The organism is Streptomyces sp. P9-A4 (assembly GCF_036634195.1).
GTDB lineage: Bacteria > Actinomycetota > Actinomycetes > Streptomycetales > Streptomycetaceae > Streptomyces.
Genome location: NZ_JAZIFY010000001.1, coordinates 5990361 through 6004144, shown reverse-complemented (window position 1 = coordinate 6004144; position 13784 = coordinate 5990361). Strand labels below are relative to the sequence as shown.

The window sequence follows — 13784 nt, the reverse complement described above, 5'->3', positions numbered from 1 at the left end:
TGACCGGCCTAACCGGCCCGACGCGAACGGGGTGTTGAGATGCGCGTGGAACTTTCCGAGGTGACGCTCGACGTCGAGGTGAGCGGTGAGGGGCCGGCGGTTCTGCTGGTGCACGGTTTTCCTGACTCGCACCACCTGTGGCACCACCAGGTCGCCGCGCTCACGACGGCGGGCTTCCGGTGCGTGGCCCCCACGCTGCGGGGCTTCGGTGCCTCGGACCGTCCCGAGGGCGGCCCGGAGGCGTACCACCCGGGGAAGCACGTCGGCGACCTGGTCGAACTTCTGGCGCGGCTCGACCTGGACCGGGTCCATGTGGTGGGCCACGACTGGGGTTCGGGCATCGCGCAGGGCCTGACCCAGTTCTTCCCGGACCGGGTGCGGAGCCTGAGCATCCTGTCCGTGGGGCATCTGGGGGCGATCCGGTCCGGGGGCTGGGAGCAGCGGCAGCGGTCCTGGTACATGCTGCTGTTCCAGCTGGCCGGGCTGGCCGAGGACTGGCTCGCGCGGGACGACTTCGCGGGCCTGCGGGACATGCTGGGCGAGCACCCGCACGCGGAGTCCGTGATCGAGGGGCTGCGGGCGCCCGGCGCGCTGACGGCCGCGCTGAACATCTACCGGGCGGGCATCCCGGCGGAGGTCCAGTTCGGCCCGGAGGCCCCGGCGGTGCCGTTGCCCGAGTCGGTGCCGGTGATGGGTGTGTGGTCGACGGGCGACCGTTTCCTCACCGAGCGCTCGATGTCCGGGACGGAGGAGTACGTGGCGGGCGACTGGCGTTACGAGCGGGTCGAGGACGCGGGCCACTGGCTCCAGTTGGACCAGCCGGAGAAGGTGAACGAACTGCTGCTCTCCTTCCTCAAGGAGAACTCCTAACCGACCGCCCCGCCGACGGGCGCGACCACCGGGCCGCGCAGCGGCCAGACGGGGTCGACGACCGCTTCCGTGTCGCCCTTGCGGCGCAGGAAGTCCTGGAAGTTCTCGGCCCAGGCGCGGTACCAGACGATCTGCCGCTCGTGGAGCTCGGCCGGGTCGAGATCGGCGACCTCGCGGTGCCGCTCGGCTATCGCGACGGCGACCCGGACGGCGGCCAGCGCGTCGGCGGCGGCCTGGTGGGCGGCTTCGAGCACCACGCCGTACTCCCCGCAGACCGCTTCCAGGGTCCGCTTGCCGCGCCGGTAGCGGTCGACGGCCCGGTCGATGGTGTACGGGTCGAGGACGGGCCCGACGGGGACGCCGCCGAGCCGCTCGCTCAGCGAGGGCAGCCCGTGGCGGCGCAGCTCGGCGGAGAGCAGTGTCAGGTCGAAGGAGGCGTTGTACGCGACGACCGGGACGCCGTCCTCCCAGTACGCGGCGAGGGTCCGCGCGATCTCGTCGGCGACCTCCCGCACCGGCCGGCCCTCGGCTGCCGCGCGCTCGGTGCTGATGCCGTGGATCGCGGAGGCCTGTTCCGGGATGCGGATGCCCGGGTCGGCGAGCCAGTCCCGCCGGTGTGCGATGTGTCCCCCGCCGTCGACCTCGATGATCGAGGCCGTCACGATACGGGCCTCAAGCGGTTCGGTGCCGGTCGTCTCCAGGTCGAAGCCGACCAGCGTCTCGCCGTGCCAAGCCATCGGGTCCTCCTTACGTGATCTCCCCCGTGGTGTTGACCACCCTCGCACGCACCACTGACAACGCCCCCGGCTGCCCCCGTCCGGGGGTCAGGAGACGGGCCGGGAGTCGAGCCAGACGGACTCGAATTCCTCCCGGTACGTCTCGAAGAGTCCGTGATCGCCGTCACGTGCGCCCTGGCCGTGGCGGACCACGTTCCGGCCTCCGCCGCGCAGCACCAGGACCGGGGCCTCCATGCCCCTGGCCCGGCGCAGATAGGACTGCACGACGCCGACGCCGTCCGGCCCGTCGCCGTCCACCAGATAGGCGGTGAAGCGGGGGGTCTCGTCGAAGACGTGGATCTGGAAGGCGCCCGGGTCGCGCAGCTTGGAGCGGACCCGGCGCATGTGCAGGATGTTCATCTCGACCGAGCGGCTCAGCTCGCCCTTCTTCAGGCCCAGTTCCCGTTCGCGGCGCTTGACCGCGCTGCTGGCGGGGTTGAGGAAGAGGAGGCGGGTCCGGCAGCCGGACTCGGCGAGCCGGACCATGCGGCGGCCGGAGAAGTTCTGCACGAGCAGATTGAGACCTATGCCGGTGGCGTCGAGGCGGCGGGCGCCGCCGAAGAGGTCCTCGGCGGGCAGCTGCCGCTGGAGCCGGACCCGGTCGGGGTGGACGGAGACGACGTCCGCGTACCGGTCGCCCACGAGGTCCTCGACCGCGTCCACGGGCAGCCGGTCGGCCGACGGCACCCCGGCTCCGCTGCCGAGGATCTCCAGGATGCGGGCGGAGGCCCGTTCGGACTGGGCGAGCACGGTCAGCGAGAGGGCCCGGTTGCGGGAGACGACGTTGCGCGTGACCTCCAGCTCGTCGAGGGCGAGCTCGACCTCGCGCCGGTCGTCGAAGTAGGGCTCGAAGCAGGGCCAGTGCTGCACCATCAGCTCGCGCAGCTGCGGCAGGGTGAGGAAGCTGAGGACGTTGTCGTCGGCGGGGTCGAGGAGGTAGCCCTTGCGGCGGGAGACCTCGCGGACGGCGACGGCCCGCTGGACCCATTCCTGGCCGGCCGGGCCGGCCGCGGCCACCACCCACTCCTCGCCGTGCACGGGCTCGTACACGGGCCGCAGGACGGCGGCGACCACGGCGCGGAGCCGCTGCTCGACGAGGTTCAGCCAGATGTAGGCCCGCCCGGCGCGCTGGGCGCGGGTGCGGACCTCGCTCCAGGCCTCGGCGTCCCAGTCGATCTCGGCCCCTATCTCCACGGGCCGGGCGACGGTGACCGTGCCGGGCGGCACGGCGCCCGGCGGGGTGGCCGTGCCGGGCGACGCCGAGGCCTCCGCGGGCTCGGCCGGGCCCCCCTCGTGACCCGAATCACCTGGGGGCAGCTCCAGACCTCCCGAGCTCACCCGCGCACCGCCTTCTGCTCCTGGACGCCCGTGTCGACCGGTCCGACAACGATCAAGGAAGGGTACTCCGCGAGCGGGAGGCGGTGCAGCAGGATCGTCAGGCTCCTTCCTCAACTCCCCAGATCGGGCTGGCCGTTCTGGGAGGCGAGATCGGGCGGAGTGAGCGGATTCATAGCGGTTACGTCCCTGGGCGCGAGCTGGAAGCCCTGCCAGTGGACCGGCATGGGCTGCTGGTCCTCGTCCCGGGCGATGTGATGGAACCCGATGTTGACCCAGACGGACGGTTTGGTCAGAGTCTCACCGTTGACCCATTTGTCCACGCTGTCACCGGCGTTGGAAGGGCAGCCGCCGATGTTGTTGCTGGCGAACTTCTCACAGGCGCGGGCCTGCGTGAAGTACACGTCGTGCTTGGTGAAGCCGCGCCCGGCGTGGGTGTCGGTGTGGCCGGGCACGATCTCGTACGAGCGGGCGTGGCCGTCGGCGTTCTTGCCGGTGCCGCTGACCACCCGCCACCAGCGCATGTTCCTGGCGTCCCCTGCCAGCTCCTTGGTGACGACGGTCCGCTTGGTCTTCACGGTCGGTCCGCCGCCGCCCGCGGGGGGCGCGGTGACGGTGGAGTCGAACTGCTCGATCCGGTCCTTGGTGGAGCCGTCGAGGCCGAAGTCGAGCTTCCAGAAGACGTTGTGGGCGTGGCTGGTGGCGTAGGCGCGGGCGCCCTTGCCGAGGGGCCAGCCGCGGCCGTCGGTGGCGTCGTAGTCGACGGGCGAGAGGCTGCCGGTGGCTCCGACGTTGGCGCCGATGGTGCCGTCGGCGGAGAAGCGCCACTCGGAGATGTACTCGTACCAGCCGACCTTGTTCACGGTGTAGACGAGCAGGTCCTTGGCCTGGGCCTGGTAGACCTTGGAGCCGTTGTCGCTGGCCATGCGGTAGGCGTGCCCGCGCGCCCTGGTCGTGGTGCACAGGCCCTTGACCTGGCCGATCTCGGGCACCTTGATGGTGGTGAGGGTGCCGCCGGGGCACTCGGCCGGCTTGAGGTTCTGCAGGCCCCAGCCGAAGCCCGCGCCGGTGAGGTCGTCGTACTCGGCGACGCCGTCGTCGTACGGCACGTGGATCTGGGCGAGCCGGGCGCTGGCGAGGACCTTGACGGGCGCGGTGGCGCCGGGCGGCTGGAAGGTGACCTGGCCGAGCGTGAGGCCGGCGTCGGTGTCGTAGCGCCAGCACATGTTCCAGACGGTGCCGCCGTCGAGCTTCTGGGTGATGCGGTAGGCGGTGGAGCAGTCGGCCGACGGCGGGACGGGCGCGCGCGTCGGGGACGGCGGCCGGGGTGCGGCGGTGGCCCCGGTCGCGGGTGCGGTGGCGGCCGTGGCGGTGCCGAGCAGGACGGCCGCGGCCAGGACGGCGCCGCGCCGGCGGGCCCGGTGCGGCTCGTGGGCCCGGTCCCGTCGGCGGGCCGGGTTGCGCTGGTGGGACATGGGAACGTACTCCCTCGTACGAGTTGCGGCAGGAGAGGACCGGTGCGGCGGTGGTCAGCCGACGCGGGTGACGGTCCTCGCCGAGAGGTCGACGATCAGGTTGCGGGTGTCGATCCAGGCCCCGTTGAGGACCTTGGTGACGAGCCGGACGCAGCGGTGCTCCCCGCAACGGGCCAGCTGCGCAGGCACGTTCGCCTCGCGGTAGGTGCGGTAGACGTCGCCGTTGAACCACAACTGGGTGGTGGAGGTGAGCGCCTTGCCCGTGGCGTCCGCGTAGTCCTCCTTGACGCCCTTGCCGAGCGGGCTCGCGAGGATCAGTTCGAGTGCCGCGCGGAGTTCCTCGGGGTGGGCGGAGGGCTGGACGCCCCGCTGGGCCCCGGAACGCTCGACCTTCCCCGTGTCGAGGTTGACGGTGCTGGTGATCAGCTCGTCCCGCTTGTAGTCGTAGAAGCGGACGTCGGCGCGGCGGGTGGCGTCCCCGGGCCGCGGGTCGGCGAGGTCGGTGCCGAGGTGCTGGGGGCCGCGTCCGCCCGTGACGTCCTGCTGGGCGGCGGCGCCGGCCGGGGCCAGCGCCAGGCTCTCGGCCCGTGCCAGCTCGTCGTCGGTGAGCGGGTCGCCGCCGACGCCCTTCTCGCCCTCGGCGGCGGCCGGGACGACGGTGGCGGGCGCGGGTGCGGTGCCCCCGGTCGCCGCCCCTTCGCCGCCCTGCTGTCCGTAGCCGCCGACAGTGTCGGCCGCGCCGCGTGCCCCCACGGCTCCCCGGGCGCCCGGTGTGTCGTCCGCCCCTGCCGAACCCGGGAGGCTGATGGCGACCGCGACGGCGGTCCCCGTCAGCGCCATGGCCGCTCCGGCCACCACCTTCCCCAGGTGGCGGCGTGCTATTTCGTACACACTTCCCCCTCATTCCCCCTCTTGGTCTGCGGTCACCCGGTAGGACGGGGCGAAGTCCTAGGAGGTTGCGCCTCTTTCGGGCAGGATTCGGCCGAAGAACATCTCCATAACCCGGACAGAAGAGGAAGATTCGTATCCATGCAGGTCTGGCCGGGACAGGCGTACCCCCTGGGCGCCACCTATGACGGAGCGGGAACCAACTTCGCGGTCTTCTCGGAGGCCGCCCACAGGATCGAGCTGTGTCTGCTCCATGACGACGGCTCGGAGACGGCGGTGGAGCTGCGCGAGACCGACGCGTTCGTGCGGCACGCCTATCTGCCGGGTGTGATGCCCGGTCAGCGGTACGGGTTCCGGGTGCACGGCCCGTACGCCCCGGAGCGCGGGCTGCGCTGCAACGCGACGAAGCTGCTCGTCGACCCCTACGCGCGGGCGGTGTCGGGGCAGGTCGAGTGGGGCGAGGCGGTGTACGGCTACCCCTTCGGGCGGCCCGACGCGCGCAACGACCTCGACTCGGGCCCGCACACGATGACCTCGGTCGTGGTCAACCCGTACTTCGACTGGGGCGACGACCGCCGGCCGCGCACCGAGTACCACCACACGGTGATCTACGAGGCCCATGTGAAGGGCCTGACGATGCTCCACCCGGACCTTCCGGAGGAGCTGCGCGGGACGTACGCGGGGCTCGCGCACCCTTCGGTGATCGGTCATCTGAAGGAACTGGGCGTCACCGCACTCGAACTGATGCCCGTTCACCAGTTCGTGAACGACCACCGGCTGGTGGACGCGGGGCTCTCCAACTACTGGGGCTACAACACCATCGGCTTCTTCGCCCCGCACAACGCCTACGCCTCCTGGGGCGACCGGGGCCAGCAGGTCCTGGAGTTCAAGTCGGCGGTACGGGCGCTGCACCAGGCGGGCATCGAGGTCATCCTCGACGTGGTCTACAACCACACCGCCGAGGGCAACCACCTGGGCCCGACGCTCTCCATGCGGGGCCTGGACAACCCCTCGTACTACCGGCTCGCGGACGACCCCCGGTACTACACGGACACCACGGGCACCGGGAACTCGCTGCTCATGCGCTCCCCGCACGTGCTCCAGCTGATCATGGACAGCCTGCGGTACTGGGTGACCGAGATGCACGTGGACGGCTTCCGCTTCGACCTCGCGGCCACCCTGGCCCGCCAGTTCCACGAGGTGGACCGGCTGTCCTCGTTCTTCGACCTGGTGCAGCAGGACCCGGTGGTCAGCCAGGTGAAGCTGATCGCCGAGCCCTGGGACGTGGGCGAGGGCGGCTACCAGGTGGGCAACTTCCCGCCGCTGTGGACCGAGTGGAACGGCAAGTACCGCGACTGCGTGCGGGACCTGTGGCGGGGCGAGCCGCGCACCCTCGCGGAGTTCGCCTCCCGGCTGACCGGGTCGTCCGACCTCTACCAGGACGACGGCCGGCGCCCGCTCGCCTCGGTCAACTTCGTGACCTGCCACGACGGTTTCACCCTGCGCGACCTCGTCTCGTACAACGAGAAGCACAACGAGGCCAACGGTGAGGGCAACCGGGACGGCGAGAGCCACAACCGCTCGTGGAACTGCGGCGCCGAGGGCGACACCGAGGACGTCGGGATCGCGGAGCTGCGCGCCCGCCAGACCCGTAACTTCCTCGCCACCCTGATGCTCTCGCAGGGCGTGCCGATGCTCAGCCACGGCGACGAGTTCGGGCGCACCCAGGGCGGCAACAACAACGCGTACTGCCAGGACAACGAGGTGTCCTGGGTGCGCTGGCCCAAGCAGAACAGTGAGGCGGAGGCGACGCTGCTGCGCTTCACCCGCGCGATGGTACGGCTGCGCCGGGAGCATCCGGTGTTCCGCCGCCGCCGCTTCTTCCACGGGCGTCCGGTCGAGGGCACCCACGACGAGCTGACGGACATCGCGTGGTTCACGCCCGAGGGCGACGAGATGACCTCCCGCGACTGGCAGGCGGCGCACGCCCAGGCGCTGACCGTCTTCCTCAACGGCAACGCGATCTCGGAGCCGGGCACCCAGGGCGAGCGGATCGCCGACGACTCCTTCCTGATGATGTTCAACGCCTCGGCGAAGGAGCTGGAGTTCGCCGTCCCGGACAGTCACGGGGCCTGCTGGCGCACGGTGGTGGACACCTCGGACCCGGAGGGCATGCCGCCGCAGCAGGGGCCGGAGCTGGCGGGCGGCGAGCGGGTGACGCTGGCGCCGCTCAGCCTCACCGTGCTGCGACGGCCGGCCTGAGGTCCCGTACGGGAGCCGCCACCCGCACCGTCCACGACAGCACCGCGCAGGCCACGGCCGCCCCCACCGCCACCGCGAAGGCGGCGGGGGCGCCGTGGCCTTCGGCGAGCCGCCCGGAGACCGCGAGGGCGAGCGCCTGACCGGCGACGACCCCGCTGGTCAGGAAGGCCATGGACTCGGCGAGCCGGGCGGCCGGCACGGTCCGCTCGGTGAGCCCGAAGACGGTGATCAGGTGCGGGGCGTAGGCGGCGCCGAGGACGGCCACCACCGCGTAGAGCGCGCCGAGCGAGCCGACGGACAGCAGCGGTACGGAGAGGACGACCAGCGCGACGGTCGCCGCCCGCCAGCGGGTCATCAGCCCGATCCGGGCGGGCACGGCCGCCATGGAGAGCCCGACGGCGGCGCTCATCACCCCCATCGCCGCGTAGACCAGGCCGGCCTGGGCGGGCGCCCCCAGCTCCTCGGTGAGCGCGGTGATCCCCGCCTGGGAGGCGCCGAACATGGCGCCCTGGAGGACCATCGCACCGCGCAGGGCGTACGCGGATCCCGGCAGCCGCGTCCGTTCGGCGGCACCCGTACGGGTGGACGCGTCCGGCTCCGGAAGGGTGGCGCGGGCGGACGGATGGAGGGCGAAGGCCGTGCCGGAGACGGTGAGGAGCAGCGCCGCCAGGAGGAGGGCGGCGGCCGGGTGGGCGAGGGCGGCGGCGAGGCCGACGAAGGCCGGGCCGAGGACGAAGGACACCTCGTCGAGGGTGCCCTCGAAGGAGAGCACCGCGCCGACGAGCCGGTCGTCCGCGCCGGAGCGCCGGGCGAGGGCCACCGAGCGGGTCCGGGCGAGCGGTCCGACCTGGGGGACGGTGGCCCCGGAGAGCGCGGCGACGGCCATCAGCCAGGCGGTGGGGGCGTGGGCGAGCGCGGCGAGGACGAGTCCGGTGACGGCGAGCGCGTTCGCGAGGGAGGCCGCGAGGACGACCCCGCGCTGGCCGTGCCGGTCGGTGAGACGCCCGAGGACGGGTCCGGCGACGGTCTGACCGGCGGCGAGCGCACCGCCCACGAGGCCGGCCGTGGCGAGGGAGCCGCTCGTCTCGGCGACCAGGAGGAGGCTGCCGAGCTGGCACATGGCGGTGGGCAGCCGGCCCAGGAAGGAGACGACCGGGAGGGCGGGGCCGAGCAGCGAGAGCGTGTCGCGATACATCCGGAGCATCGGGCGACCGTAACGCGATGCACCCGAACGAGTGCATGGGGCGATGACACAGAAGCCCTCCGACGGGGTACGTACGTTCGCATGACCTCCCTCCCGGCCGGTTCCGCGGCCGCCCGTACGGCCCCGCCCACCGCCACCTACCGGCTCCAGCTCCAGCCGGAGTTCCCCTTCGCGGCGGCCGGGCGGGCCGTGCCGCACCTGGCGGGACTCGGGATCTCCCACCTCCACCTCTCCCCCGTCCTGGAGGCCGTGCCCGGCTCGACCCATGGGTACGACGTCACCGACCACCGGTCCGTACGGGCCGAGCTGGGCGGCGAGGAGGGGCTGCGGGCCCTGGCGGCGACCGCGCGGGCGCACGGCCTCGGGCTCGTGGTGGACCTGGTGCCCAACCACATGGCGGCCTCCCCGACGCACAACCACGCGCTGCGCGCGGTGCTCCGCGAGGGCCCGGACTCGCCGTACGCCCGCTGGTTCGACATCGACTGGCGGGCCGGGGACGGCCGGCTGCTGCTCCCGGTGCTGCCCGCCCGGCTCCCCGAGGTACGGGACCGGCTGCGGGTCTCGGACGGGGCGCTCCACCTGGACGGGCAGGAGTTCCCGCTGCGGCCCGGCACGGAGGGGCTGCCGCTCGACGAGCTGCTGGACGCCCAGTGGTACCGGCTCGGCTGGTGGCGGCTGGCCCGCACGGAGCTGAACTACCGCCGCTTCTTCACCATTTCGGAGCTGATCGGGGTCCGGGTGGAGGACCCGGAGGTGTTCGGGGCCACCCACGCGAAGATCGTCGAGCTGGTGCGGGACGGGGTGGTCGAGGGGCTGCGCATCGACCACCCGGACGGGCTCGCCGACCCGCAGGGCTATCTGGAGGATCTGGCGGCGGCGACCGGCGGGCGCTGCTGGACGGTGGTCGAGAAGATCCTCACCGGCCCGGAGACGCTGCCGGCCGCCTGGCCCGTCGCCGGGACCACCGGGTACGACTCCCTGCACCGGATCGACGGGGTCTTCACCGACCCGGCGGGCGCCGACGAACTGACCGATGTGTACCGGGAGTTCGTGGCGAAGGCGGGAGACAGGGGCGGGCGCTGGGACGCGACCGAGCGACGGGCCGCGTACGAGGTGGTGGGGCACGACCTGGCCGCCGAGACCGCCGTGCTGACCCGGATCGCGGAGCGGATCTGCGCCGCCGACGCCGCGCTGCGGGACCACGCCCCCTGGGCGCTGCGCACCGCGATCAGGGAACTCCTCGTGCGCGTACCGGTCTACCGCTCGTACCGGACGGGCGGCGAGGAGGTGCTGACCGCCGCGGCGGCGCGCGGCGCGAAGGCCGCGTTCGCGGTGCCTGAGGAGGCGGCGGCGGTCGACGTGGTGCGGGAACTGGCGCTCGGTGCACGCGGTGACGGGCCCGAACACCGTGCGTTCCGGGCCCGGTTCGCCCAGACCTCGTCCGCACTGCGGGCCAAGTCGGTGGAGGACACCGCCTTCTACCGATACGTGCCGCTCCTCTCGGCGAACGAGGTCGGCGGGGACGCGGGGTGCCCGGCGGTGTCGGTGGAGGAGTTCCACGCGTACTGCGGGCGGATCTCGCGGGACTGGCCGGGCACCGGCACCGTCCTCTCCACCCACGACACCAAGCGCAGCGCCGACGTCCGGGCCGGGATCGCGGTCCTCTCCCAGTGCCCCCGGGTGTGGGCGGAGCTGCTCGCCGAGGTCGCGGGGGTGCCCGCGCCCGACCCGCACGTGGCCTGGACGGCCTGGCAGACCGCCTTCGGCTTCGGCACCCCGGACCCGGACCGGCTCGGCCCCGCGATCCTCAAGTCGGTACGGGAGGCGGGGCTGCGGACCAGCTGGACGGAGCCCGACGCGGGGTACGAGCGGGCGGTGGCCGAGTTCGCGGCGGCCGGGCCCGGCCGCATCCCGCTCCGGGCGGCCTCGGAGGCGGCCTTCGCCCTGGAGCCGCACATCCGGGCGCACGCGCTCGGCGCACTCCTGACGCAGCTGACGATGCCGGGGGTGCCGGAGCTGTACCAGAACACGGAGCGGGAGTACCGGGCGCTGGTCGACCCGGACAACCGGGCCCCGTTCGCGGTCGGCGCGGACGACGGCCACACGGAACTGGTCCGGGCGGCCCTGCGGCTGCGCCGGGAGCGCCCGGCGGTCTTCGCCGCCGCCGGCTCGTACACGCCCCTGACGGCCGAGGGCCCGGCCGCCGCGCACTGCCTGGCCTTCGCCCGCTCCGGCGAGGTGGTCACGGCCGTCACCCGGCTGCCCCTGCGCCTGGGGGAGGCGGGCGGCTGGCAGGACACGAAACTGGTGCTTCCGGAGGGCCGCTGGGCCGATGTCCTGGACGAGGTACGGGAGTTCACGGGCGGCCCGGCGACGGAACTGAAGCTGGCGGAGCTGTTCGCGGAGCGGCCGGTGGCGCTACTGGCCCGCATGGACGGCTGAGGGCGCCCCGGGGCGTGGCCCCGGGACGCCCTCGGACGATCAGTCGCCGGCGGTCGGGCTCTTCGGACGGTCAGGAGCGGGAGGCTCGCGAGACCTCGCACTTGGTGTACTCCGAGCCGTCGCCGGAACCGGTGTACGGGGTGGTGAGTTCGGCGCTCGCGGAGGCACCCGCGGTGACCGCGATGGCGGTCTTCGTCGCGGACGCGGGGGTCGCGGTGCCGCTCGCGCCACCGGTGAACTTCATCGTGACGCTGTAGTCGTAGTCGATCAGACCGTCGTTCTTGATGGTGATCCGGGCGACGAGGTTCTTCGTGGCGGGGTCGTACTTGCACTCGTCGATGGTCACGTCGCGGGCCGCCTTGGCGGCGCTGCTGGAGCCGCCGGACACGGAACCGCCGGAGGTGCTGCCGCCGTCGTTGTCGCTGCCGTGGTTGCTGCCGCCGGAGCTGCTGGAGCTGCCGGAGCTGCTTCCGCCGCAGCTGCCGCCGTGCGAGCCGCGGGCGCCGGTCAGGGCGACGACCGCGATGCCGAAGACAGCGATGGCGCGGACATGACGCATCTTCATGTTTAAATCCCCGTTAAAAGTGGTATACAGAACGGCTCTTTGACGAGCGCACGTCACCCTAGCAGCGGTCGCTGACACGCTCGCCGGATAAGACCGACCGGCCGCGAGGTCAGCCGCCGGGACGGACGATCAGGCTCCGGGGCGCCCGGGTGATGAGCCCGGCGGCCGTGGGCCGGAATCCGTCGGCGAGACGGAGCCGGGGCATGGCCGTGAACAGGGCCCTCAGGGCGTACTCGGCTTCGAGCCCGGCGAGGGACACGGCCGGGCAGAAGCCGCCGCCGTAGGTGAGCTGGCCAGAATCGTCGCGCTGCGGATCGAACCGGTCGGGCTCACGGAAGCGTTCCGGGTCGCGGCCCGCCGAGCCGATCAGCAGGGCGACGGACGCGCCCGCCGGGACGACGCCACCGCTCACCGGGACCTCGGCGTTCGTCCGGCGCACCGCGATCTGCACGGGCGGGTCCCGGCGCAGCGACTCCGTCCAGGCGCGGCCGACGAGCCCGGCGGGGGCGTCACGGAGGGCGGCGACCTGGTCGGGGTCGGACAGGACGTTGCCGAGGAAGGACGCGAGCGCCTTCTCCCGTACGGCTGTCTGCCCGCCGCACTCGCCCGCCAGCGCCCCGGCCGCCCGGCCGCGCACCAGCCGCATCATGTCGCGGTACGGCACCCCGACGGCGGCGGCGACCGTGCCGGCGGGCAGCCAGTGGCAGAAGTCGGCGACCAGGTCGGCCTGCGGCCGATCGGCGATCCGGCGGGCCAGGACGTACGCGGTGCGTTCGGTGACGGACCGCAGGGCCTCGGTGTCGACGTCGATGTCGACGTGGGCCCGCGCGCAGGCCGGATCGCCGGGCCGGTGCCCGTGGGTGAAGCGCCCGTCGGTGAGGGCGGCGGCCACGTCCGCGTACCGGCTGAGCACCCAGGCCCGCAGCAGCGGGTCGTAGGTGAGCGGGAACTCCTCGCGGAGGGTCCGGTGGATCCGGTGCGGGTCGCGCGAGGCGCCGGGATCGAGGGGACTGGGCGCGACGGTCCGCGCGACGGACCCGGGGGGCCCCGCGACTCCGGCGGCGGCCGGATCGGGCACGGCCCGGACGAGCCCCGGCGGGGGCGCGGCAGGGCCACCGCGCAGGGGGCCGCCAGTGACCTCCGGCTTCGCGGGCACGGCGGGAGCCATGGACGGCAGCCGTGTCCAGGGGTCCCCGGACGGCATCTCCATCCGCTCCCCGGGTATGTCCCGGCCCGGCTCGCGGTGCGGCTCGTCGCTCATCGCGCCCCCTGTCGATCGGCGGTGGGTACCGCGGCCGGGAGAGGTGGCGCGCGTCCCCCCAGCCCACCACCACAGGGGCCCCGCCGCCCGCCGCGTACGCCCGAACGAGTGACACCGCCCGGCACCTGTACGACCGCCGGGCGCTGTTCCCCGCTCAGTCCAGCGACAGCCGGAACGACATCTGGCCGAAGCCCACGACGTCTCCCGCGCGGACCGCCACCGCGCCCACGACGCGGCGGCCGTTGACCGTCGTGCCGTTCGTCGAGCCGAGGTCGCGCAGGACCCACATCCCGCTCTGCATGGAGAGTTCCGCGTGCAGCCGCGAGGCCGTCTCATGGTTGAGGCGGAGGCCGTTGACCGGGTCGCGGCCGATCCTGAGCGGGTGCGGGCCCGGCAGGGGCAGCAGCAGTTTCGGCAGGCGCTCCGCGTGCCAGGCGCGGCCCAGCCTGGCCGTGAACGCCGACATCCGCTCGACCGCGCCCACGACCCGCCGGGTCCAGGTGCCCTCGGTCCTCAGGTCGGCGGTGAGCAGGGCGAGTTCGTCGGACCGCCGGGCCTGGAGCGCGCGCTCCATCCGGAAGACGAACGTGTCGTGCGAGAGGCGGCCCTGCGCGGCGCCCTCACGGAGCAGCACCAGCGCGCGGTCCCGCTCGGCGTCGGTGAGCCGAGGGGAGTTCGCCGGGAGCTCGAAAGGGGTCGTCACATC

Annotated in this window: 11 protein-coding genes; 3 read left to right on the top strand and 8 right to left on the bottom strand. The window is 73.3% G+C overall.

Going from position 1 to position 13784, the window contains the following annotated elements; genetic code table 11:
- The first annotated feature begins 39 nt into the window (after positions 1-39).
- Positions 40-870 (top strand): alpha/beta fold hydrolase, encoded by an 831-nt coding sequence (locus tag V4Y03_RS27000; protein WP_332436577.1) that lies wholly within the window; start codon positions 40-42, stop codon positions 868-870.
- Here the strand turns inward: V4Y03_RS27000 and V4Y03_RS26995 are convergent.
- The 4 genes from V4Y03_RS26995 to V4Y03_RS26980 form a co-directional block, all read right to left on the bottom strand.
- The gene (locus tag V4Y03_RS26995; RefSeq protein ID WP_317874746.1) at positions 867-1607 is read right to left on the bottom strand and encodes a 3'-5' exonuclease; all 741 of its coding nucleotides are present in this window, start codon (positions 1605-1607) and stop codon (positions 867-869) included. The two genes, V4Y03_RS27000 and V4Y03_RS26995, sit on opposite strands and share 4 nt — an antisense overlap.
- Positions 1608-1694: 87 nt before the next feature.
- Positions 1695-2984 carry an SAV2148 family HEPN domain-containing protein gene (locus V4Y03_RS26990; RefSeq protein WP_332436576.1) on the bottom strand — a complete coding sequence of 430 codons (1290 nt, stop codon included), beginning with the start codon at positions 2982-2984 and terminating at the stop codon, positions 1695-1697.
- A 110-nt stretch (positions 2985-3094) separates the two neighbouring features.
- Complete coding sequence (locus V4Y03_RS26985; RefSeq protein WP_332436575.1) at positions 3095-4456, bottom strand: copper amine oxidase; 1362 nt, start codon at positions 4454-4456, stop codon at positions 3095-3097.
- 54 nt (positions 4457-4510) lie between these two features.
- Positions 4511-5347, bottom strand: coding sequence for a Tat pathway signal sequence domain protein (locus V4Y03_RS26980; RefSeq protein ID WP_443079826.1), 837 nt, complete (start codon positions 5345-5347; stop codon positions 4511-4513).
- 138 nt (positions 5348-5485) lie between these two features.
- Here V4Y03_RS26980 and glgX point away from each other — a divergent pair, with 138 nt between their 5' ends.
- The gene (glgX, locus tag V4Y03_RS26975; RefSeq protein WP_332436574.1) at positions 5486-7606 is read left to right on the top strand and encodes a glycogen debranching protein GlgX; all 2121 of its coding nucleotides are present in this window, start codon (positions 5486-5488) and stop codon (positions 7604-7606) included.
- On the opposite strand, the gene V4Y03_RS26970 is transcribed toward glgX, so the two are convergent.
- Entirely contained in the window at positions 7581-8801 is a 1221-nt protein-coding gene (locus V4Y03_RS26970; protein ID WP_332437271.1) for an MFS transporter, read from the bottom strand. The two genes, glgX and V4Y03_RS26970, sit on opposite strands and share 26 nt — an antisense overlap.
- 90 nt (positions 8802-8891) lie before the next feature.
- Here V4Y03_RS26970 and treY point away from each other — a divergent pair, with 90 nt between their 5' ends.
- Complete coding sequence (gene treY / locus V4Y03_RS26965; RefSeq protein ID WP_332436573.1) at positions 8892-11252, top strand: malto-oligosyltrehalose synthase; 2361 nt, start codon at positions 8892-8894, stop codon at positions 11250-11252.
- Positions 11253-11322: 70 nt separating this feature from the next.
- Here the strand turns inward: treY and V4Y03_RS26960 are convergent, their stop codons facing one another.
- The 3 genes from V4Y03_RS26960 to V4Y03_RS26950 all read right to left on the bottom strand — a co-directional run bounded on the left by V4Y03_RS26960 (position 11323) and on the right by V4Y03_RS26950 (position 13781).
- Entirely contained in the window at positions 11323-11817 is a 495-nt protein-coding gene (locus V4Y03_RS26960) for a hypothetical protein (protein ID WP_332436572.1), read from the bottom strand.
- 109 nt (positions 11818-11926) lie between these two features.
- The gene (locus V4Y03_RS26955; RefSeq protein ID WP_332436571.1) at positions 11927-13078 is read right to left on the bottom strand and encodes a cytochrome P450; all 1152 of its coding nucleotides are present in this window, start codon (positions 13076-13078) and stop codon (positions 11927-11929) included.
- A gap of 154 nt (positions 13079-13232) precedes the next feature.
- On the bottom strand, positions 13233-13781 hold the full coding sequence (locus V4Y03_RS26950; protein ID WP_317877813.1) for a DUF1707 and FHA domain-containing protein: 549 nt from the start codon (positions 13779-13781) through the stop codon (positions 13233-13235).
- Positions 13782-13784: the final 3 nt, after the last annotated feature.